Here is a 22,232-nt window from a genome sequence, read left to right on the forward strand (position 1 = left end):
GAATTATGCAGCGGCGCAGTGGTGTTCTCCTGGCGACGAGCATCGTTCTCGCCCTGGTGGGATTGGCTCTCGGCGTCGGAGGCATCTGGCTGATCGCGCTCGGCGGCTCCTGGTATTACGTGGCGGCGGCCCTGGGTTTTCTCCTGACTGCCTATCTCCTCAGCGGAGGACGGGCCGCCGCATTGCAGATCTACGCGCTCCTCATCATCGGAACGCTGGCGTGGGCCATCTGGGAGGTTGGGCTCGATTGGTGGCAACTCGCCCCGCGGGGCGACGTGATCTTCCTGATCGGCCTTTTGCTGCTGACGCCCTGGGTCACGGAGGCCCTGGAGCCCGGCCTCACCGGGCCCGTCCGCGTGTCGGCCTTCCGCGGCGCCGGTCTGCCGCTGACCTTTGCGCTCGGCATCGCATGCGTGGTTGCCGTCGTGTCCTGGTTCATGGATCCGCATCGCATCGAGGGCACCGCTCCGCAGGTACGCGCCGAGGTCTCTGCCGACGTACCGGGCATGCCTCCCGGTGAATGGCATGCCTATGGCCGCACCAACTACGGCCAGCGGTACTCGCCCCTGGATCAGATCACGCCGCAGAACGTTTCGCGGCTCCAGGTTGCTTGGACCTATCACGCCGGCGACATGAGAGGCCGCCCCGGCGACCCTGAGGAGACGACATTCGAGGTCACGCCCCTCAAGATCGGCGACAGGCTCTTTCTCTGCACGCCGCATCAATTCGTGATTGCGCTGAACGCGACCACGGGAGCCGAGGTCTGGCGATATGATCCCAAGATCCGCGACCAACTCGCGCTTCAGCACCTCACATGCCGCGGTCTCTCCTATCATCCCGGCACAGCAACATCGGCCGCCGCCACACAGGGCGCGGCCGCGTCGGTGCGGAACCCGGAGGTCCCCGATCTGCCGGTTGCAGCCGCGGGTGGGCACACGACGGACGAGTGCCGCGCAAAGCTCTTCATGCCGACGGCCGATGGTCGCCTGATCGCGCTGAATCCGGAGAATGGCGCCGTCTGCACCTCCTTCGGCAATGGCACGGGCCAGATCAATCTCTGGGCCAACATGCCGAACGTCAGACCCGGCGCCTATTACTCGACCTCGCCCGTGGTCGTGACCCAAAATCTGATCATCGTCGGCGGCACGGTTCTCGACAATGTCTCGACGCAGGAGCAGTCGGGGGTCATCCGCGCCTATGATGTCGAGACGGGTGCGCTCGTCTGGAACTGGGATTCGGGCAATCCGGAAGTTACGACGCCGATCCCGCCGGGCGAAACCTATACGCCGAACTCGCCGAACAGCTGGTCGATCTCCAGCGTCGACGAGGCGCTCGGTATGGTCTACGTGCCGCTCGGCAACCAGCCGCCGGACCAATGGGGCGGCAACCGCAGCCAGAGCGTCGAGCGCTTCTCGTCCTCGATCGTAGCGCTGGACCTTGCCACCGGGCAGGTGCACTGGAACTTCCAGACGGTTCGCCATGATCTGTGGGACTACGATGTTCCCGCGCAGCCGAGCCTCGTCGATCTGACGATCAACGGCGGGACCGTTCCGGCCCTCGTGCAGCCCACCAAGCAGGGCGAAATCTACGTGCTCGACCGCCGTACCGGTGAGCCGATCATACCAGTGACCGAGGTCCCGGCCCCACAAGGCGCAGCCAAGGGGGATCGGACCGCACCGACGCAGCCGGTCTCCGTGCTCTCGTATGGCCCGCGGACCCTGACCGGTGCCTCCATGTGGGGCGCGACCATGTTCGACCAGCTCTCGTGCCGCATCGCGTTGAAGCGGATGCGCTACGAGGGCCGTTACACGCCACCATCCACGCAGGGATCGGTGATCCATCCCGGCAATTTCGGTGTCTTCAATTGGGGCGGCATCGCCGTCGATCCGAAACGCCAGATCGCCTTCACGACGCCGGCCTATCTCGCATTCCGTTCCAAGCTGGTGCCGCGCGCCGACGACACGACGCTCTATGTGCAGGGGGAGAACCGTCCGAAGGGTAGCCTGCCGGCCCTGAACGAGAATTTCGGCGCGCCCTTCGCGGTCCAGCTCAGCGCATTCACCTCGGTGCTCGGCCTGCCGTGCAATGCTCCTCCTTGGGGATACGTATCGGCGGCGGATCTCACGACAGGGAAAATCATCTGGCGGCACAAGAATGGCACCGTGCGCGACCGTTCACCGATTCCACTTCCGTTCAAGATGGGTGTCCCGAATCTGGGGGGCCCCATCATGACGGCCGGCGGTGTGGCGTTCCTATCCGGCACCCTGGACTATTACGTGCGCGCCTACGACGTTTCGAGCGGCACTCAGCTTTGGGAAAGCCGTCTTCCCGCCGGCGGGCAGGCGACGCCCATGACCTATCTCGGCGACGACGGGCGGCAGTTCCTGCTCGTCGTGGCAGGCGGCCATGGCTCGCTCGGCACCAAGGCCGGCGATTCCATCATCGCTTACGCATTGCCGAAGGAATAGCGCCGGAGCCCGGTGATCCCGCGGTGCTGTAACGGCTTCGCGCTCAGTGATGCAATGGAGCAGGCCACTTCGAAGGCAGAACGTGTTCTGCGCCGATGCCGAACGGTTCAGCCGAGGTCCATCTGCTGGGTGCCGGAGCGCACATCCTAAGAAAAGAATAAGATTAATGTGACGCCAGAAACTTTATTGCTCACCAGCCGCCATGCGCGATCGTTCGGAGCGAGATCGCCGTAAGCAATGCGCTCTGCCGTGCGCCAGCAAGACGCGCCGGCGTGGAAGAGGGTACCATCATGAGGATGAGTGTCACGCTTATTTCGGCATTGGCCGGATTCTGTGTTGCGGGTTCGGCACATGCTTCCGAACTCGAGCCGATGGCGGGCCTGAGCATCGAGCTCGGGGACGTGTTGGGTGCTGCCTACTACACCGTCGAAAAGGACGGCTATCAGGTCGTCGCGACCGTCGCGTCCGGTGCCAATGCAACCCCCGTGCGCTTCGTAACGACTCTGACATCGGGCCAGAGAACGATGCTATCGGTGCCGCGCGCGGTCGGCGAGAGCGCCATGACGCTGGAAATCGAACGCATCGGCGATCGTGTCTTCGTCAACGGTGAAAACAAACTCAGCAGCGTTACGCACTGATCCGCAACCGATGAGGAGCATCCGCCGGCCCGCATGTTCGCGCGCGGGCCGTGGAGCTCCAACCCCGAACCGAGCCGGCGCTGCCGTCATCACAACGAGACCACGGTCTCTCGCAAGGTGCTGGTTCGGCAGAACGGCTTTGCTGGCGCGCCTCGGCGCACTGGCCCTCGTCCTGGCCGTCTGCCCCGCGCGGCCCGTCGCATCGGGACAGATGCAGGAGGGTGACGACGGGAAGTTCCATACGGAAAGCGGTGAGCCGACCTATCGGATCTTTCCTGACGGCGGCATCGACTGGTACACGTTCAACGGCTTTCGCCGCTACCATGCCGAATGCCACATGTGCCACGGACCCGATGGCGAAGGCAGCACATTCGCGCCGTCCTTGCTCGAGCCGATGAAAACCATGACCTATGACACCTTCGTGGATATCATGGTCCATGGTCTTCGGAGCGTCGGTCCGACCCAGCAGCGTGTGATGCGGGCGATGGGCGGCGATCCGAACGTCATGTGCTATCTCGAGGATATCTTCGTCTACTTGAAGGCTCGTGCCGATGGCGCCCTCGGACGATCGCGGCCGGAGAGACGCCTGCCAAAACCGGAAGCCGCAGTCCGGCGCGAAGCAGCTTGTCTCGACCGCGAATAGATCCTGAAGCAAAGGCCCTCTCTCCACTGCGCACAATCACCTCTCCTCTCGCGGGAGAGGAGAGGTGATTATGCGTAACCCTGCCGACTCGCAGAATGGGAGGCGTTACGCGGGATCTTCGCCCATGTCGGGAAGCGCAGTGATCGAAACCGGGTCGATCGCCGTGATTTCGCAGTCGCGATCGGAGCCGTCCTGCCAGGATTGAACCAGGAATAAGGATTCGCGGCCGATCGCGACGATCGGGTGATGCCAGACCCCTGGCTTGTAAACCACGCCTTGATCGGCTTCGAGCCGAAAGGCCCCCAGGGTGCTCAGGTCCGGATTGCCGTCGCTTCGATTCGAGCACACGACGATTAGATGATCCTGCGCCGAGATCGGGACGATCAACTGCGCAGTTCGCGGGTGTCGCTCAAGCATTCGGATCGTTCGCGGCAGCGTCAGCCCGTCGGCTCTGAAGATCGACGTGACCAGGGAGAGCGAAGGATCCGCCTCGCGGCCGGGAAACGCGTGAACGTCGAATCGATGTGCGGTTCCGCCATTCACGAGCATCCCCGACCCGCCGACTTGGACGATGTGTCCGAATGGAGCGAATGCCTCGTTAGAGATCGGAGCGAGCTGCAGATTGATGGAAGGCTTCATGGCAGCTCACGTGTATCGCACAGGATAGAAGGAACTCTTGGCAGCGTCTCGTCCTGCAGAGTTGGAGGGCGGGATCGAAATCCCGCCCATGGGATTGCTATTGCGGGACGGGGATCGGTTCTACCCGATTGGGCTCGAGCCAATCGGCAGGTGCCTTGCAGTCCGTGCAGTTGATTCCGGGTAACGTGTCCGCGTAGATGACCTTTGGGAGTTCCTGAATGGTGGCGCCCGGCGCTGGGTTTCCGGTTTGCACCGCGTCGAGGCTGAGCTCGGGCAGCCGCTCACCATCCAGCGCGGTCGTGATGAACAGGGGAGAGACCTTGTCGGCCGGGAACGTATTGCAGCCCTCGACGAACTTGTCTCCCGAACAAACCTTGACGTCTTGAGGTTGGACCCAGGGCAACGGATACTCGATGCTGTGCTGCTCGAGCTTCTTCTTGCCAGTCACGACTTCCATCATGAGCTTGAAGGCATAGCCGCCGACGGCCGGTCCGGAGCTCGACGAGAGCCCCTTCAATCCCTTCGCTTGCATATCGGGATCGGCGATCATGAGCCGGTACCCGTTGTTCGACTGGCCTGTGATCGTCACCAGGCGGTCCGGGCGGGCGTTGACGACCGCCTGCAGGGATCCGTAGTTTCCGTCCACGGTCCAGATCCCGTCGATATTGGGATGGGCCGCCAGGATCTTGGCGACCTCTTCCTGGGAGGTTGCGTCGTTCCAGTTGCCGTAAAAATCGCCGACGATCTTGATGCCGGGATATTTCTTGAAGATGTGATAAGCCTGCTCGTCGTAAGTCTTGGTGACGGTCGTGCCCGCAACGCCGTGGTTGAAGACGAGTTCGCCCTTGCCGCCCATCTGATTGACCATCCATTGAGCGGAGTTGGCTCCATAGCGGGCCGTGATGCTGCTGACGTTGTATGCACAGGGTTCCGTGACGGTGGCGTCATAGGTGAAGACGACAATGCCCTTGCTGCAGGCCTGCTTGATCACCCGGTTCAATCCGGTCGGTGAGAGAGGCATGATCAGAATGGCATTCGCCCCGGCGGCAATCATGCTTTGCAGGTCCGAAATCTGACGCTGCACTTCGGTGCCGGAGATGACGGTCTTGAACTCCACATTCTTGTCATAAGGCGGGGTCGCCGCCAGCGCCTTGATCCCATTCGCCGCGAGCGCCTGCCAGGTGTTGCCGCTGTAGCTCATGTTGAGGAACACCTTGTAGCGCTCTTCTGCATGGCCGGGCGCCGCCGCAGTCGACAGAATCACCGCGGCACCTGACAGAGCGCCCAAGATCCTGAACGCTGGTTGGCTCATGAAACTGGTCTTCATGGTAATTCCTCCCGGTTGGGTGATCGGTCCCCGACCCTCCCGGTCAGGGTTTACGCGCACGCGATTGCTGGCCTTGCAGGAGCAAGGCCATAATGATGATGCCGCCTTGAATGACGCTTCGAAGCCCCTGTGACAGGCTCAGGGCCGTGATGACCGTCGAGAGCGTGCTCAGAAACAGCGCCCCCGCCAGAGTCCCGACATAGAGTCCCGTCCCACCGGTCACGCGCGCGCCTCCGATCACCACGGCGGCAATGGTCGGCATCAACAGGGCATTGCCCATTTCCAGGGTCGCGCTTGCCGCGTAGCCGGCCAGAAGGATGCCCGCAATCCCAGCACAGAGTCCGCTGATCGCATAGACCGCGATCGTCAAGGGAACGATCGGCAAGCCGAGCACCCGGGCCGAGCCGGGGCTGCTCCCCATCGCATAAAGCTTCCGTCCCACCGCGGTCCGGTTCTGAAACAGGATGGCGGCGGTGACAAAGACGATCATGAAGATGATCGGCAAGGGAATACCGGCCCAGCGACTGCTCATGAAGTCCTGCAAGGCTGGGGCGACCGACTGCTGGGATCCGCCGGCCGTCAATCCGAGCGCGACACCGTAGAACGTGGTCGCCGACGACAGGGTCATGATGAAGGGAGGCAGCTTCGCCAGGGCGATGCCGATGCCGTTCAGTGCGCCGATCGCCGTGCAACACACCAGCGCAACCGGGAGAGCGTAGATCAGAGCGTCGTTGCTGCCTCGCGTCAGGTTGGCGATCATCATGCCCCCGACTCCCATGACGATGCCGATCGAGAGGTCGATTCCGCCGATGAGGATCACGAGGCCCTGGCCGAAAGAGGCGACGACCAGGAAGATCGCCGTCACCAGGATCGCCGTGAGCTGGTCGAACGAACCGAATGACGGATTCACCAGCTTCATGCCGATGATCAAGACGGCCGTCGCCGCGAGCACACCGAGCGCCGGCACCACGTCCGGCCGGATGAAGGCACGGCGGTGCGAGGCGGACTCCGTCGTGGCCACGCCAGCGGACGAAGGTGTGTCGTTCGTCCGCATCAGGCCGTGCTCCGCTGTGTGATCCGGGCGATGAGAGGAGCCAACTGGCCGAAGAAGATCGCGGCGATCATGATCAGCCCGGTAAAGATATTCGTATAGAACTCGGCGACGCCGAGCGCGAAGAGCATCTTTTGCATGACCGTGAGGATCCCGGCGCCGACCAGGGTTCCGAGAACGCCGCCGCGGCCACCGGTCAGGGACGTCCCACCGATCGCCACCGAAGCAAACATGAACAGGAGGAAGGAATCGCTGACACGCGGATCGCCGGATCCGATCTCGGCGCTGTGCACGAAGCCTGCCACCGCATAGCAGATCCCCGCCGTCACGAAGGCGAACACCTTGGTCGCTCGCACATTGAGGCCGGACAGCTGCGCCGCGGATTCATCGGCTCCCACGGCATAGATCGCAATGCCGCGACGGGTGTTCTTCAGCACTGACCAGAGCAGCGCGGCACCGGCCAGGATCAGTGCTGCGATCGGCACGCCATAAAAATCGCCGGTCACGCCATAGGCGATCGCCTCCGCGACCTCGCCGCCCGGAGCAGGCAGGATGATCAGGGCGATGCCTTGGCACACGATCAGCGAGCCGATCGTCACGGCGAGAGACTGCAGGCCGAGATAGGCAACCAGCCAGCCGTTCAGGCTACCGACCAGGATACCGATCGCAAGCACTGCAGCAAAGCTGCCAGCGCTTCCGAGAGTGCCGGTGCTCGTCGTCGCGACCACGACATTCGCGATCGCGATCACTCCCGGTCCCGACAGGTCGAACTCGCCCGCCAGAACCACGACCGTCAGGCCTGCCGCCGCCAGCGCGAGCACGATCGCGTTATTCACGAGATTGCCGAGCCCGAAAGCGGACAGAGCGGAGGGCTCATGGGCGATGTAAATGCCGAACATGATCAGGAACAGGATCACGGCCGGTAGTGCACCGCCTGCGGTGAGGATCCTGCCATATCGGCGGGGTGTCGCGGCCATTGTCAGGCCGATGCTCCGATGGCTGGAGCCGCGGCATTCGAGGGGGTACCTGCACGATGACCGGATGCCAGGGACAGCAGCCTGTCCTGGCTGAGATCCTCGCGCGCAACCTCCCCGGCGATGCCGTTGCGGTAGAGGACGATGCAGCGGTCACACAGATGGACGAGCTCGTCGAGCTCGGTCGAGTAGAACAGGATCGCGCCCCCTTTCGCAACGAATGAACGCATCATCGCATAGATGTTCTGCTTGGCTCCTACGTCGACGCCACGCGTCGGATCGAACAGCAACAGGCGTTCCGCTCCGCCAATCAGGGCGCGGGCCAGAACGGCCTTCTGCTGATTGCCCCCGGACAAGGCGCTGATGCTGAGGGGCAGGTAGCGCTCGGGAAGGTTCACCGAAGGCGTGACGGCTTCGACCAGGCGGCGCTCGGCTTCCGCATCGATCAGCGTGAAGCGAGTCGCCCGGTCGACGACCGGCAACGAAATGTTGGCCATGGTCGAGAGGTCGTTGAAGATGCCTTCCGTCTTGCGTTCTTCCGGCACGAGCACCACGCCGAGCTTGCGCGCCGCCTGGGGCGACCGGATAGTCCTTTCGATGCCGTCGATGGCGATCGTTCCCGACTGGAGAGGCGACAGCCCGACCAGAGCCTGGAACAATCTCGATTGGCCATGTCCTTCAAGACCCGCGACACCGAGAATTTCGCCCGGCGCCAACGCGAAGCTGACATCGGCAATACCGGGACCGACGAGATGCCTGGCCTCCAGGACCGGAGGCGCCCCGGCCCGGATTGCTGACGGAGATCGTGTGAAAGTCTCGACGACCGAGCGCCCTGCCATGCTGCTGAAGATGGCATCGTCGCTCATCTCGGAGACATGGCTGTCGAGCACCTTCCGGCCATTGCGCAGGATCACGCAACGGCGGCACAGGCGGCGTATCTCGTCCAGTTTATGACTGATGTAGAGGACCGATGACCCGCTCTGGAGGACGCGTTCGACCAGGCCGAACAGCCATTCCCGGTCTGAAAGAGCCGCGGTCGGCTCGTCGAGGAGGAGCACGGATGGCCGGCGGTGAAGAGCCCGGACGATTTCGATTCGTTGCCGCATTCCGAGCGGCAGGTCGCCGATCAGAGCTGATGGCGCAATATCCGAAACCCCGTGCGCCTCGAGGATCTCGGCTGCTCGTCTCTCGAGCGTGCGGGTCGAAACCATGCCCAACCGGTTTCGCTCCGGCCGGGGCAGGAACATGTTGATCGCCACCGAAAGCGTCGGGACGAGGCTGAGTTCCTGAAAGGCCGTCGAAACGCCGCGCTCATTGGCTTCGACTGCCGTCAGCGGCCGAAACGGTGCTCCATTGACGTGGATCTCGCCCGCGTCCGGCGTAACGACGCCACTCAGGCATTTGACGAGCGTCGATTTGCCGGCGCCGTTCTCACCGAGCAATCCGCAAACCTCGCCCGGCTGCAGCGTGAACGAAACGTCTTCCAGGGCGACGGTCGCCCCGTACCTCTTGCTGATGCCGCTGACATCCAGGAGTGGATGCACATCAGACCTCGTTCTGGGTGCGTACCGTGATGGTTGATCCACTTCGGTGCTGTTCCGGTTGCACGGTCGTGCACCACGACAGAGAAATGATGGACGTGGATCCGACGGGGGTCAATCGAATTTTTGACCATCAGGCTTGCCGATTTCCCGCCGGCCTGATTGTCGACAGCAGAAAGTCAAGCATCTTCGTAAATGCACAGCGCAACGAGAGATTCCCTCCGTGCGACGCATCGGAGAAGGAAACCTTTCGAAGAGATCGCTATACCTTTGCAAATTGAAAGGCTTGCAAACTCAGTCAGATCATTACGTCGCCGCCATTTGGGTTGAGTGATGCGCCGATATAATAGGAGCCCTCATCGGACGCCAGCATCACAGCCGTCGGTGCAATCTCGTCTACGGTTCCAGCTCGCCCGATCGGGAGCTCCGCGAGTTTCCTTTTCCGCCAAGCCTCTGGGATATTGCGGAAAAGTTCAGTGTCGATCGGCCCAGGGCAGATTGCGTTGACGGTAATCCCCTCGCGAGCAACCTCATAAGCAAGTGACCGCGTAAAGCCGAGCACACCCGCTTTCGCAGCGGCATAATGCGCCATGTCGGCCGCGCCTTTATGGGCCAGCTGTGAACTCATGTTGATGATGCGGCCCCATTTGCGCTGTAACATCCCCGGGAGCACCGCACGTGTGCAAAGAAAGATGCTACGAAGGTTCACGCGGATCATCTCATCCCACATCTCGGTCGACATCTCGACCACTTGAGAGGTGGTATCAATGCCCGCGTTGTTGACGAGAATGTCGACTCGGCCGAATGCTTCTCCAACTTTGTCAACAGCAGATCTCACCTGCGCCTCGTCTCCGACATCGGCGGCAACCGCGATGGTGTTCACATTAAGCCCCGAGATCTCTCGAGCAGCCGCCTCGGCATCATCCTTTCGCATGTCGAGCACCGCCACGGCGGCCCCTTCATGAGCGAAGGCGAAAGCAATCGCGCGGCCAATGCCACGGGCTCCTCCGGTTACGAGTGCCATTTTCCCATCAAGCTTACCCATGATCCCTCCCTAGGTCTCAAGCAGTCGAAGTCCGATCGTAATTTCCCAAGATGCGTTCGGCCTCGTGCTGGAACTCCTCGAAGGTGTCGGACGCACGATGAACGCGAGCAACATCGCGATGGTTGAAACAATGTACGATGTGCCCCCCTCCGAGATCTTCGGCAGGGGGCATTTCCGCGCGAGAGCGATCCGTCGCGAATGGACAGCGCGATGCGAGGAAGCAACCCTTCGGCAGGTTGATCGGACTCGGAATCTCGCCCTTAAGGCCCACACCTGATTCGAGTGTCAGGCGGGGGTGTGGCAGCAACACCGCAGAGAGAAGGGCGATGCTATACGGATGGCGCGGCTCGGCAAAGACGTCGGCAGTATTTCCCTGCTCGACGATCATCCCGAGATACATCACGGCCACACGGTGGCTGATAAACCTGACCGTGCTGAGATCGTGCGAGATAAAGAGGTAGGAGGTGCCAAGGTCCGCCTGAATCTTCATCAGGAGCTCAATGATCTCGGCTCGAGCAGTAGGGTCAAGAGCCGAGGTTGGCTCATCAAGGACGACGAGTTCGGGCCGGGTAATCATCGCTCGCGCGATTCCAACCCGCTGCTGCTGGCCTGCGCTCAGTTCCGCAGGGTAGAGATCGAGCATACTCCGGCGCAGGCCAACGCGTTCCATTGCTTCCAGAACACGTTCGCGTCGCTCCGCGGCCGGCACCTTCAGTGCCAAGAGTGGTTCCTCAATGGAGCGCCTGATCCGCATGCGTGGGTCAAGCGACTCGGCCGGCTCCTGGAAGACGAGCTGGATCCTGCCGAGAAGGCTGGGTGGGCGCCGTGCGCGAGGAACGGAGATATCCTCTCCCTTGAAGTGTATTTTCCCTTTAGACACTTCAGTCAGGCCAACGATGCACCGCCCGACCGTTGTCTTGCCTGAGCCGCTCTCGCCTACCAAGCCAAGAGTCTCGCCTGGCCCGATCGAAAGGGATACTCCATTGATCGCTTGCACGACATTGCGGGATCCGGCGATCGGAAACTGTTTGTAGAGAGCATCAACCTGCAACATCGAACTCATCACCGCTCCACAGGGAAATGGCAGCGAGCGAAATGGCTCGGCGCAAGTTCGATGAGCTGAGGCTTCGTGCGGCGGCACACGGACTGAGCACGAGGGCAGCGATCCACGTAGACGCAATTCTGAGCAGGATCGACTCTAGCCTGCTGCATCCGCGGCATCGTCCAACCACGGCGCAAGCGCGGGTTGTGGGAGAAGGCCGCCAACAACATGACCGTATAGGGGTGCCGAGGGGCTAGGAAGAATCCCTCGCGTGGTGCGATCTCCATAATTTCTCCGTCATAGATCACCGCAACACGGTCACAGAAATGTGCCGTAATCCCGACGTCACGGGTTATGAACAGCATGGCGCTATGCCGCTCTCGAGCTAGCGTCTTGAGGAGTTCCAAAATTTGCGCCTGGACGGTCACATCAAGACCGCTGGTTGCATCATCGGAGATAATGAATTTGGGCGAACAGATGAGCGCAGCAGCAATGACGACACGCTGAGCCATACCGCCCGATAGCTCATGCGGGTAAGCTCTCATACGCCGTGCAGGGTCCGGAATCTGCACGGCATTTAGCATATCGAGCGCCATCTTCCGTGCCGAAGCTCGATCCTTGCCCAAGTGCACGCGAGCCATATTGGCGATCTGCTCTCCGATCGAGAGAAGTGGATTAAGCTCGCCGCGCGGATTGGGGACTATCATCGAGATGTCGCGGCCACGCATCTGTTGAAGCCTACGCTCAGGCAGGTCCAGGAGATTGATGCCGCTGAAGCGAACAAACCCTGCAGCCACACGGCCCGGTGGCGGCGGTAGGTTCATGATTGAACGAGCAAGCGTAGTCTTGCCAGCGCCAGACTCGCCTACAAGACCGAGGATCTCGCCCGTGTAAACCGACAGATCGAGGTCGCGAATCGCAACTTTCGGAGCGCCATCCACGGTCGGAAACTCAACGCGGAGTTTCTCGATTTCAAGCGGGACTGCGGCGGGGCGTAGCAATGTAGAGGGGAATGTCCGCGTCAGGCCCAACATGATGCGCCTTAATGCCCAATCCTCGGGTCGATCATGAAATAGATCAGATCAACGATGAGATAGACGAACAACGAAAAAATCGCGGAAAACAGGACAAAGCCGAGAACGGGGTAGAGATCGGAGTTGAGCACCCCCTGAACCGCGTATTGGCCCGCACCTCCCCAACTGAAGACGATCTCAACGAGAACTGCTCCACCGATGAGGTAGCCATAGAGCACGCTTATGATCGTGACGATGGATGGCAGAGCGTTACGAAGGGCGTGGCGCATCACGAGATGATGCGGGATCCCGCAAAGAACCTCATAACGGCTGAAATCCGACTGAATCATCTTCTCCATTGATGACTGGGTCATTTTCAAAATTGGTCCGGCATTGACTAGGCCGAGTGTCAGAACCGGAAGCACAAGGTGGGCCACCGATGACCGAAAGGCGCTCCAATCGCCGGCAAGGAGAGAGTCTATGGTCAGCATGCCGGTCACGGTCGGCGGCGGTATCACAGCAAAGTCGATCCGGCCCAGAGGTGCCGGCACCCATTGGAGAAGAGTGTAGAATATGAAAATGAGTACCAGGGCGAGCCAAAAGTCGGGCACGGCTCCTGCGCCAAGACCGTAGAAATCAGCTATACGAGCAACGACGCCTTTCTCCTTGAAAGTCGAGGCGAGGCCGAGGGGAACGCCGATCAGCACGGCGACCAGGAGTCCGAATGTCACGAGCTCGAGCGTAGCCGGAAAACGTTGGATCAGATCCTCGAGCACCGGACGAGTTGTCTGCCACGATGTACCAAGATCACCTTGTGCAAGATCCTTCAGGTAAATCCAGAACTGTACAGGGAGCGAATGATCGAGCCCGAGCTTTGAACGAAGCGACGCAATCGCTTCGGGAGTAGCTGTGGGTCCCAGCATGAGGACGGCAGGGTCGCCAGGAATTGACTTGACCAACAGAAAGCTGACGAGGACGATTCCCAGGAGCTGTGGCGCTATGAAGAGCAAGCGCCGTCCAATGTAGGCTACGAGCATCATGATGCAGCTTCCCGGGCAGCTTTGACATCACTGCGTCGTATCCGAATAGTTTCGAGGTCGCGTACGAGTGCACGCCGTTTAACTGGATCGGCGAACACTTCAATGCTGAGCCCAACGAGCGAAAATCCGAAAACTGTAATTGCGAGCGCCAAGCCGGGAAAGACAGAAGGCCACCATTGCCCGGTCACGACGTTTTGGAAGCCCATTGCTATCATGCTCCCCCACTCGGGCGTCGGAGCACGGACGCCGGCCCCGATGAAACTGAGACCGGCGGTCAGGAGGATGGCCCAGCCGATATTGATTGAGAGCTGCGCGAGAATGGGTCCAATCGCGTTCGGTACAATGTGGCGCAGGATGGTTTGCAGGTCGGAAAGTCCGGCGACCAGGGAGGCCTCAACGTACCGCATCTCCCGAATTGACATAACCTGAGCTCGCATGAGGCGCAGGTATATTGGCGCATTGACAAAAGCGATCGCAAGCACGACCGTCTGGATGCTTTGTCCGAGGCTCGCCACGAGTGCGATTGCAAACACGAAAACCGGAAACGCCTGGAGGACATCGGCCGCTCGCATGACCGCATAGGCAGCCCAGACGCGTACGCCGCGTCCCGAGCTATAATAGCCTACCAGCGCGCCAATGAATGTGCCAACGATAGCAGAGAGCAGCGTCCCGGCGACAGCGATGGTAAGATCGACGCGTGGTGCGTAGATCGTCCGGCTGAAAATATCCATGCCAACCGCATCCGTGCCGAAGAGGTGATTCCAGCTCGGAGGTTCAAGGAACTGTGATGGGTCGGCTTCGATCGGCGAATATGGCGCGATCAGCGGGGCCAGAATGGCAGCCAGAACCGCAGTAAGGACGATTACATATCCCAGGACAAAGCTCGGGCGGGCCCATGCTATGATCCCGACCAGCCGCATCGATGAAAGGTACTTATCCACTTGAGGCGCCTCTATGAACCTAGAGACGTGGGGGCCCGCCGAGGGCGGGCCCCTGTCGAATCATCCACGCGTGAAATCTTGGAATCGAAGATTGTTAGATGTGTAGTATGTCAAACCTTTCAGATTGGACTTTCGTGCTAATGTGTATTTTGGGTAGGCGATGAAGCCCCAAGGAGCTTCATCCATTACGATTTTTTGAACTTCGTCGTAGATTCTCTTGCGTTCGTTGTCATCTAGTGTCTCGAGCCCGCTCTCGATCAGCTGGTCGACGTTCGTATTGTTGTAGTTGCTATAGTTTACGTAGCTTTTATTATGAAAATACAAGAACATCGAATAGCCGGGATCGGGCGTCCAGGGAGAGTCGAGGTAGAAGATGATCGGCTTTTGCCGCTTCGTAACGTTTTCGTAGAAGACGCCTGCCGGTAGCTTATCGAGTTGAATATCGACCCCGATCTGGCGCAATGCGGTCTGATAGAGAAGCGCGATCGGTTCCTGGGTCGGATCACCGGCATTGTAGCTTAGAGTGGTCTTGAAGCCATCCGAAAAGCCAGCTTCCGCAAGCAGCTTCTTCGCAGCCTCTATATTGTAGCCATAGCGGTAATACTCGAGATTCGCCATGGGGTAGATGTAAGGCATTGGCGCTTTCTGCGGGTCCGCAAGGCCGTAATAGACGGTTCGAACAATCTCTTCCTGCGGGAGAGCAAGGTTCATGGCTTGCCGAACCTTGACGTTGTCGAACGGCTTGATCTTTGCATTGAGTTCAAGCCAGATCATGTAGGAGGCGTTCACGGCATCGAAGGTCGCGGCCGGGTTGCCCTTAAGGCTGTTGTATTCGCGCGGCTGCAGAAATTGCGCGATATCGACGGCGCCGCCCTGTAACAGTGACAGGCGAGAGGCTGAGGTCGGAACCTCACGCATGACCACTGTCTTCATGAAGGGCTTTTCATCCCAGTAGTCGTCGCGTGCTTCGAATACGGCTTGCTGGCCACGGGTGAGCTGCCGCAACCTGTAAGGACCAAATCCTGCACTCTCGTTCTGGAGGAACTTGACGCCCCAGGGATCGTCCGATCCGCCGACCTCCTTGATCTTCTTGCTGTCGTAGATTGGGTTGGCGAGATTGCATTGCTGTTTCAGGAGTATCGGGCTTGGCTTCTCGAGATTGAAAGAGATTGCCATGGGTCCTTCGATCTTGACCTGATCAGGGTGCTTGAGACCGAGAACCGAGGTCTGGAAAATCCCTTGGCCCTTCAGATTAAACTTCCGGTCCCAGGTCCATTTCACATCCTCGGCTGAGAATGGGTTGCCCCAATTGCTCTTCACGCCTTCACGCAACTTGAATGTGGCCTTTCGGCCGTCGTCAGAAATTTCCCAGTCGGTCGCGAGCCGCCCCCGCAGCGCAAGGCCGCTCTTCTTCTCGGAGTGAACGGCAGTATCTTCGCGCAAGACATTCGGGTTCTGCGGATCAGGAATCTTTTCATAGGCGAGCATGTACTCGTAGAGAGCGCCAAGCGAGTCGATTGAGCCAAGACTGACGTCAAACTCAATATCGAGGCCCTGTGGTGTCGCCGGAGCTGCGATCACCAGTGTATTCGCCTGGCCTTGCGCCTGGGCCTCTTCAGTGAACATCTTTGGTGTAGCTGCCGCGGCGCCGACGGCCGCTGCGGCTCTTATGAACTGCCGCCGATCAAGGTGGTCGAACACATACTTCATATGATCAGCCATAGGACGTTCCTCCTGGGATCCCAGAAATCGTATTCGGGTCCTTAGATTGGTCAGACCTCTCCTAGTATTCGATCCACAGTGCGCGCTTTATGTCAACGGGAATCTTGACCAAGTTCAAGACCGAGGCATACTCGGCAGGAAAATCCGCCGTAGATTCTCGCAGCAAGAGGTCATACCTCTAGGGTAGGTCGGACTAGGATGGTGGAAGAGTCCAAAAATGATCCTGACCCGTCGCCCCGTGGTTCCACAGACGGCCGTGCAGAGGATCCAGGCAATGATCCTGAGCGGTGAAATTCCGCTGGGAACCCGCCTGCCGTCCGAGCGACAACTTGCCAACCAGCTTTCAGTCAGCCGCGCCTCGCTTCGGGAAGCGATGTCGGTTCTCGAGACTCTCGGCCTTGTCCGTATTGAGCACGGGCGCGGAACCTTCGTCTGCGAAGTCCTGCCCGGCACCGGAACGGCAGTGCCGCTGCCGGACTGGAGGTTCAGCAAGCTGTACTCGCTAGAGGAAGTGTATCAATTGCGTCATTTGGCCGAGGGATATGCTGCTCGGCTCGCTGCGATGGCGATTGCAGAAGAAGAAATTGCGAAACTAAAGTTGGTTGTTCGGCAGCATAAGGAAGCAACGCGAACGCTTGACTTTGTCGCGTCATCGCAGTTCGACTTTGAGCTGCATCACCGGATTATGTTGCTGTCGAAGAACCGAATCCTGGCTGACCTTCATGAGAATTACCGGACGATTTTCCTCGAAAGCCAACGCCTCCCTGTGGCGCGACACGAGCGAGTCTGGGAAACCGTCGACGAACACGAAAAGCTCGTTCAGGCCATTAGCCGGCGTGATCCGGAGGGGGCCGAGTACTACATGCGGCTCCACATTGCGCGTACTGCCGACCGCGCCGGCATCGCGCTGAGCGACACGCCGAGGTCGGCTGGGCGCCAAGCCAAAGACTGCTCCCATGCCCCGTCAGGTTGCGCGAACACCGAGGGCATTAGATGAGAAAAGTCGTTCTCGTAACCACCGGCGGGACTATCGCATCGCGCATGGACAAGACGCAGGACTACGTCGCGGCACGGCTACCGTTGCCGAGCTTGCCGGCTGAACGAAATACAGAACAGGACGGTTGAATGAACCGTTTTTTGATCCCCGGCAGTGGAGGAGGGAAAGATGGCGAAAGAGATCTTGTGTGGATTTGGCGTCGACGTCGATGCCGTAGCGGGTTGGCTCGGCTCCTATGGCGGTGAGGATTCGCCCGACGATATTTCACGCGGCCTCTTCGCGGGCGAGGTCGGCAGCCCGCGGCTCGTGAAGCTTTTCGAGCGCTGGGGCATCAAGACCACCTGGTTCATCCCCGGTCATTCGGTCGAGACCTTTCCGGAGCAGATGAGGCAGGTCGCCGAGGCCGGGCACGAAATCGGAATGCACGGCTACAGCCACGAGAATCCGATCGCGATGACGCCGGAGCAGGAGGAGAAGGTTCTCGACAAGGCCATCGAGCTCATCACCAAGCTGCAGGGAAAGCCGCCGACCGGCTACGTGGCGCCGTGGTGGGAGTTCAGCCCGGTCACGAACGAGTTGCTGCTCAAGAAGGGGATCAAATACGATCACAGCCTGATGCACCACGATTTCCAGCCCTATTACGTCCGGGTCGGGGATAAGTGGACGAAGATCGACTATTCGAAGCAGCCGGAAGCCTGGATGAAGCCGCTGGTGCGCGGCCAGGAGACGGATCTCATCGAAATCCCGGCGAGCTGGCATCTCGACGACCTGCCGCCGATGATGTTCATCAAGAAGTCTCCGAACAGTCACGGCTTCGTCAATCCGCACGATATCGAGCAGATGTGGCGCGATCAGTTCGATTGGGTCTATCGCGAATATGATTACGCCGTTTTCCCGATCACGATCCATCCGGACGTCTCGGGGCGGCCGCACGTGCTGATGATGCTGGAGCGGCTCTACAGTCATATGATCCGCCATCCCGGCGTGCGTTTCTGCACGATGAACGAGATGGCGGACGATTTCGCGCGGCGTAGCCCGCGGAAGAAGTAGCATGGTTTGCCAGCGCTCCGACGCGCTGGCTGCTCCAGGAGTGACGATCGATGTGCGGCTTGTGTGGAATGCTCGGTGTCGCGCATTGGGCCGACGGCCCTGGTGCGGCAAGTCCGACGCCTCGGCAGGCGCGGCTTCGCCGCGCCGCGCTCCTGAACGATGTCCTGTCGCTGTATCGTGTGCGCGTCGATGACTGGCACGGCACCGCGATCGCGGTTTGCGGGCCGACGGGCCGGACGGAACTGGCAAGCACGCTATCCGATCTCTGGCCGAAGGCGGAGACCGTAGCGGGGCGGGCGCTCGATCCGCTCGACCCCGGGCTCCTCGCCCATCTCGACGAGATCGCCCAAGGGAGAGGCCGATGACGGATTCTCTGCCCGTCAACGTCCTCACGGGCTTCCTCGGCAGCGGCAAGACAACCGTCCTGAAGCGATTGCTCGCGTCGCCGGCTTTGGCCGATACGGCGGTGCTCATCAACGAGTTCGGTGAGGTCGGGCTCGATCACCTGCTCGTCGAAACAGTGGATGAGGATATCGTGCTCCTGCAGTCCGGCTGCATCTGCTGCACGATCCGGGGAGATCTCTCGAAGGCGATTCTCGATCTCTATTCGCGGCGCGAGCGCGGTCAGGTGCCACCTTTCATGCGGCTCGCGATTGAGACGACGGGGCTTGCCGACCCGACGCCGATTCTGTCGACGGTGCTGCACGATCCGGTCCTGCAGCATCATTTTCATCTCGGAAACGTCATCACCACCGTCGACGGAGTAAATGGACTTGCCAATCTGGAGGAGCATCCGGAGACGCTGAAACAGGCCGCCGTCGCCGATCGCCTCGTCATCACGAAATCCGACCTCGCCGGCGAGACGATGATCACTGCGTTGCACCATGCGCTGCACCGCCTCAATCCGGCAGCACCCATTCTCCGCGCTGTGGAGGGCGACGTAGACCCCGACCTGGTGCTCGGCCGGGAGGCCTGGGACGAGAGGACCCGCAGTGCCGAGGTGCGGAACTGGCTCGAGGCGGAGCGCCACGCATCACACGAGCACGCGCATGATCATGCCCCGGACAGAAGCCGGCACGCGCGCGACATCCGCGCATTCTGTCTGACGCTGGACCGGCCGATCGAGTGGGCGGCCTTCGGAATCTGGCTTACGCTTCTCCTCCACCGGCACGGCAGCGACATCCTCCGCATTAAGGGAATTCTGAACATCGCCGATTCCGCCGCTCCGGTCGTGGTCCAGTGCGTTCAGCATCTGGTTCACAATCCGGCCCATCTGGATGCTTGGCCCTTCGAGGACCGGCAGTCCCGCCTCGTCTTCATCGTCCGCGGGCTCGATGAGGCGGTCATTCGCGGATCTCTGGAGCGCTTTCAGGCGCTGGGGGCCAGTCCGGGACTGCGCTGATTCCGATCGGCCGGGCGGCCATGGCTCCCGGCGGAATGTCCTAAAAGGAGGATGGTGGAAAGCGCCGTGCGACGCTTTCGGTCAGTCTCGCAATGACGATCGTGGGAATTGCCACGAGGAGAGAAAAGAGCGTGAAGGCGCTGGCCCAGAGGACGATGCGCGAATCTCCTGTCGGCCAGGGCAGAAGATCGCGGATCGATCCCTCGAGGACTGGCACCTGCTCCCAGACCTGCCTGAGTTCATCCATTATCGACATTTCGAATCTCCGGCACTTTCGGGATCAGCGCCATATCCCGAATGACCCGTTCCGTTTGTGAGGCAATTCACGTCGGGGTAGGGACTGCGACGACGTCACGCCTCGTGGAAGGAAGGTCATCGCATCGATGAGGCGTGACACGGGAAAGGAGAAAATAATGTTTCTCATTCCGTTCAATTCTCATGATACACCTATTCCTCTTCGCGATTGCGCGCCGCAGGCGAAGTGATTCATGCTGAGCCGATGGCCTGGATTGCTTAACTTCGTCCGCAATGACGAAGAAGCCACAAACTCTGGACCCACTCCCGTCATTACGAACGAAGGCGAAGCCCTCCAGGGCCACGCGCGCACCTTGAGAGTTTCGCTCCACCCACAACGACGGGAGATGGTCTGCTGAGGGGCCCGTCCTCCCGTAACGGCAGATGTGTGCTCTGACGCACGTAACTCTCGCCGGTTTCGGCCCATGAATGGGCAAGGGAGAGGAGGCGGCGATGCTTGCCCGGTGGCACGATTCACGTCACGGCTATGGTGCCTGCAACGACAACGGACGGGTTCCCGGCACGAGAGAGGGCGCGAGGCCCGGTCGCGGCATTCTCGCAATGGCGAGCCAGTGCGCTGGGCCGATCGTGCTGACCTATGTCGCCGCCAATGTCCTGATCATCTCGAAGCAGCTGGTGAACTGACCGGGCCCTGTTGCCGCTCCGACAGCCTCGGTGCTCCGGCCCGCCTCACATCGAGATCAATGCTCATCGGCATGCCGCGCGAGCGGGAGCTGCGTGACCGGAAGCGAACCGGTCTGGCGCTCGATCGAGCGGTGAACCCGGGGTGGCTCCGGTCCGCGGTGGAGCGCCCGGAGACGCTCGCCGATCCTCGCATCGGCCTGCGTGATCCGCTGATTGTGCCGGACGTAGTCGAGCCATGTCGGCGTGTCGTAGCGTTCGACCCATAGCTCCGGTGTCGACAGGTCGCGGAGCAGCCGCCAGTGGCGCGCTCCGTCGCGACGGCGGATGCGGCGGCGCTCGGCCATCACGGTCAGGAACTCGACCTCGTCCTCCCGGGCGATGAGGTATTCGATCGTGATCACGATGGGACCGCTGCGGGGCTGGATGTCGAGCGCGATTTTCGGCTCGGTCCACCGTCTGAGCGGCTCGAGGCTGGTCTCGTCGAGATTCGGCAGCGCGAGGAACAGGCCGATTGCAACCCCGACCAGGTGAGCCGCGGCCGAGACGAGTAGCGCATCCCCGGCGCCGACTTCCTCCGCGAGCAGGCCCCAGATCCAGCTCCCGAGAGCCATGCCGCCGAAGGCTGCGGTCTGGTAGAGGGCGAGGGCGCGGCCGACCACCCAGCGCGGCGCAGAGAGCTGGACGGTCACGTTGAACGTCGACAGGGCCAGCACCCAGCAGGCCCCTCCCAGTGCCATAGCGGCCATCGTGACGGGCGTGCTGGAGCTCAGCGCCGTCGCTACCGCGCAGAGGCCGAAGCCGACGAACCCGAGGCGCACCAGCGCCTCGACGGCGAGCGTTTGACGCAAGCGGTTGATCACCAATGCACTGCCGACGGCACCCGCCCCGAAGGCGCCGAGCAGTAGACCGAACGTCACCGGCCCGCCTCGCACGAGATCTCGCGCGACGAGAGGCATCAGGGCTTGAATGGCGCTCGCCGCGAAACCGAACACGAAGCTCCGCAACAGGACGTTTCTAATCGTCGGAGACATCGCGACGTAGCGGATGCCCGCGCCCATCGCGATGCGGAGAGTCTCGGGCGGCAGCGTCCGAGGCGCCCGCTCGGGCCTCCACCGGGCGAGTACGATGATCAGCGCGATATAGCTGACGGAGTTCACCGCAAAGGCTGCGGCGGCGCCGGCCGCCGCGACGATGAATCCGCCGATGGCCGGTCCGACGCTCCTCGCGATGTTGAAGCCCATGCTGTTGAGGGTGACCGCCCCTGCCAAATCCGAACGGGGCACCATCTCACCGACGGAGGATTGCCAGGCCGGGCCGTTCAGGGCCGTTCCGCAACCGATCAGGAACGTGAAGGTTAGAAGCAGCCATGGCGTGATCAGGCCGAGATAGGTGCACACCGTCAGCGCCACCGAAACGACCAGCATGAAGAGCTGAGCCACCACCATCACGTGGCGCCGGTCGTAATTGTCCGCGATCGCGCCGGCCGCGAGCGAGAAGAGCATGATCGGCAACGTCGTCGAGGCCTGAACCAGGGCGACCAGATCCGCCGAGGCGATGGACGTCATCATCCACGAGGCGCCCACCACCTGAATCAATCCGCCGAAGTTGGAGGCGAGCGTTGCGAACCAGACCGCACGGAAGATGCCATGCCGGAAGGGAGCCAATGGCGACGTGCTGGTCATGGGTCAGGTTCAACTGCGGGCCGCAGCCTCGAAAGAGAAGGGTCAGTGGTGAATGCACAAGCTATGGTCGGAGGTGGG

At 61.1% G+C, this 22,232-nt stretch carries 21 protein-coding genes; 8 read left to right on the forward strand and 13 right to left on the reverse strand.

The annotated features are described in order from the left end of the window. The first annotated feature begins 5 nt into the window (after window positions 1–5). The 3 genes from BN1233_RS02260 to BN1233_RS02270 all read left to right on the forward strand — a co-directional run bounded on the left by BN1233_RS02260 (window position 6) and on the right by BN1233_RS02270 (window position 3,749). Window positions 6–2,468: a glucose/quinate/shikimate family membrane-bound PQQ-dependent dehydrogenase gene (locus tag BN1233_RS02260; protein ID WP_046861834.1), complete on the forward strand. Its 2,463-nt coding sequence runs from the start codon at window positions 6–8 to the stop codon at window positions 2,466–2,468. 290 nt (window positions 2,469–2,758) lie between these two features. Continuing rightward, window positions 2,759–3,106 (forward strand): hypothetical protein, encoded by a 348-nt coding sequence (locus BN1233_RS02265; RefSeq protein WP_046861835.1) that lies wholly within the window; start codon window positions 2,759–2,761, stop codon window positions 3,104–3,106. A gap of 139 nt (window positions 3,107–3,245) precedes the next feature. Further along, window positions 3,246–3,749 carry a c-type cytochrome, methanol metabolism-related gene (locus BN1233_RS02270; protein ID WP_244470852.1) on the forward strand — a complete coding sequence of 168 codons (504 nt, stop codon included), beginning with the start codon at window positions 3,246–3,248 and terminating at the stop codon, window positions 3,747–3,749. A 105-nt stretch (window positions 3,750–3,854) separates the two neighbouring features. Here the strand turns inward: BN1233_RS02270 and BN1233_RS02275 are convergent, their stop codons facing one another. From BN1233_RS02275 to BN1233_RS02325, 11 genes are all read right to left on the reverse strand, one after another. Then, window positions 3,855–4,388, reverse strand: coding sequence for an ureidoglycolate lyase (locus tag BN1233_RS02275; protein WP_046861836.1), 534 nt, complete (start codon window positions 4,386–4,388; stop codon window positions 3,855–3,857). Between the two features lie 97 nt (window positions 4,389–4,485). Further along, complete coding sequence (locus tag BN1233_RS02280) at window positions 4,486–5,715, reverse strand: sugar ABC transporter substrate-binding protein (RefSeq protein ID WP_046861837.1); 1,230 nt, start codon at window positions 5,713–5,715, stop codon at window positions 4,486–4,488. A gap of 43 nt (window positions 5,716–5,758) precedes the next feature. Then, window positions 5,759–6,769, reverse strand: a complete 1,011-nt coding sequence (locus BN1233_RS02285; protein ID WP_046861838.1) for an ABC transporter permease — start codon at window positions 6,767–6,769, stop codon at window positions 5,759–5,761. Next, window positions 6,769–7,743 carry an ABC transporter permease gene (locus BN1233_RS02290; protein WP_046861839.1) on the reverse strand — a complete coding sequence of 325 codons (975 nt, stop codon included), beginning with the start codon at window positions 7,741–7,743 and terminating at the stop codon, window positions 6,769–6,771. Before BN1233_RS02290 ends, BN1233_RS02285 begins: the two co-directional genes overlap by 1 nt. A gap of 2 nt (window positions 7,744–7,745) precedes the next feature. Beyond that, the gene (locus tag BN1233_RS02295) at window positions 7,746–9,284 is read right to left on the reverse strand and encodes a sugar ABC transporter ATP-binding protein (RefSeq protein ID WP_046861840.1); all 1,539 of its coding nucleotides are present in this window, start codon (window positions 9,282–9,284) and stop codon (window positions 7,746–7,748) included. A 295-nt stretch (window positions 9,285–9,579) separates the two neighbouring features. Further along, window positions 9,580–10,326: an SDR family NAD(P)-dependent oxidoreductase gene (locus tag BN1233_RS02300; protein WP_046861841.1), complete on the reverse strand. Its 747-nt coding sequence runs from the start codon at window positions 10,324–10,326 to the stop codon at window positions 9,580–9,582. 16 nt (window positions 10,327–10,342) lie between these two features. Next, entirely contained in the window at window positions 10,343–11,389 is a 1,047-nt protein-coding gene (locus BN1233_RS02305; protein WP_052763674.1) for an oligopeptide/dipeptide ABC transporter ATP-binding protein, read from the reverse strand. Next, window positions 11,389–12,402, reverse strand: coding sequence for an ABC transporter ATP-binding protein (locus BN1233_RS02310; RefSeq protein WP_046861842.1), 1,014 nt, complete (start codon window positions 12,400–12,402; stop codon window positions 11,389–11,391). The genes BN1233_RS02305 and BN1233_RS02310 overlap by 1 nt, the downstream gene beginning before the upstream one ends. Window positions 12,403–12,410: 8 nt before the next feature. Next, on the reverse strand, window positions 12,411–13,421 hold the full coding sequence (locus tag BN1233_RS02315) for an ABC transporter permease subunit (protein WP_046861843.1): 1,011 nt from the start codon (window positions 13,419–13,421) through the stop codon (window positions 12,411–12,413). Next, complete coding sequence (locus BN1233_RS02320) at window positions 13,418–14,362, reverse strand: ABC transporter permease (RefSeq protein ID WP_147706928.1); 945 nt, start codon at window positions 14,360–14,362, stop codon at window positions 13,418–13,420. Before BN1233_RS02320 ends, BN1233_RS02315 begins: the two co-directional genes overlap by 4 nt. 60 nt (window positions 14,363–14,422) lie before the next feature. Next, window positions 14,423–16,084, reverse strand: a complete 1,662-nt coding sequence (locus tag BN1233_RS02325; RefSeq protein ID WP_046861844.1) for an ABC transporter substrate-binding protein — start codon at window positions 16,082–16,084, stop codon at window positions 14,423–14,425. 217 nt (window positions 16,085–16,301) lie between these two features. Here BN1233_RS02325 and BN1233_RS02330 point away from each other — a divergent pair, with 217 nt between their 5' ends. The 4 genes from BN1233_RS02330 (at window position 16,302) to BN1233_RS02345 (ending at window position 19,533) form a co-directional block, all read left to right on the forward strand. After that, window positions 16,302–17,081, forward strand: a complete 780-nt coding sequence (locus BN1233_RS02330; protein WP_052763675.1) for a FadR/GntR family transcriptional regulator — start codon at window positions 16,302–16,304, stop codon at window positions 17,079–17,081. A 168-nt stretch (window positions 17,082–17,249) separates the two neighbouring features. After that, the gene (locus BN1233_RS02335; protein WP_046861845.1) at window positions 17,250–18,131 is read left to right on the forward strand and encodes a polysaccharide deacetylase family protein; all 882 of its coding nucleotides are present in this window, start codon (window positions 17,250–17,252) and stop codon (window positions 18,129–18,131) included. Window positions 18,132–18,181: 50 nt separating this feature from the next. Beyond that, complete coding sequence (locus BN1233_RS02340) at window positions 18,182–18,496, forward strand: hypothetical protein (protein ID WP_046861846.1); 315 nt, start codon at window positions 18,182–18,184, stop codon at window positions 18,494–18,496. Beyond that, complete coding sequence (locus BN1233_RS02345) at window positions 18,493–19,533, forward strand: CobW family GTP-binding protein (protein ID WP_046861847.1); 1,041 nt, start codon at window positions 18,493–18,495, stop codon at window positions 19,531–19,533. Before BN1233_RS02340 ends, BN1233_RS02345 begins: the two co-directional genes overlap by 4 nt. 40 nt (window positions 19,534–19,573) lie before the next feature. On the opposite strand, the gene BN1233_RS02350 is transcribed toward BN1233_RS02345, so the two are convergent. Next, the gene (locus tag BN1233_RS02350; RefSeq protein WP_046861848.1) at window positions 19,574–19,789 is read right to left on the reverse strand and encodes a hypothetical protein; all 216 of its coding nucleotides are present in this window, start codon (window positions 19,787–19,789) and stop codon (window positions 19,574–19,576) included. Window positions 19,790–20,280: 491 nt separating this feature from the next. On the opposite strand from BN1233_RS02350, the gene BN1233_RS02355 reads away from it, so the two are divergent. Continuing rightward, window positions 20,281–20,472: a hypothetical protein gene (locus BN1233_RS02355; protein WP_046861849.1), complete on the forward strand. Its 192-nt coding sequence runs from the start codon at window positions 20,281–20,283 to the stop codon at window positions 20,470–20,472. 56 nt (window positions 20,473–20,528) lie between these two features. On the opposite strand, the gene BN1233_RS02360 is transcribed toward BN1233_RS02355, so the two are convergent. Next, window positions 20,529–22,154: an MFS transporter gene (locus BN1233_RS02360; RefSeq protein WP_046861850.1), complete on the reverse strand. Its 1,626-nt coding sequence runs from the start codon at window positions 22,152–22,154 to the stop codon at window positions 20,529–20,531. Between the last annotated feature and the right edge of the window lie 78 nt (window positions 22,155–22,232).

The organism is Microvirga massiliensis, assembly GCF_001006805.1.
GTDB classification, from domain to species: Bacteria; Pseudomonadota; Alphaproteobacteria; order Rhizobiales; family Beijerinckiaceae; genus Microvirga; species Microvirga massiliensis.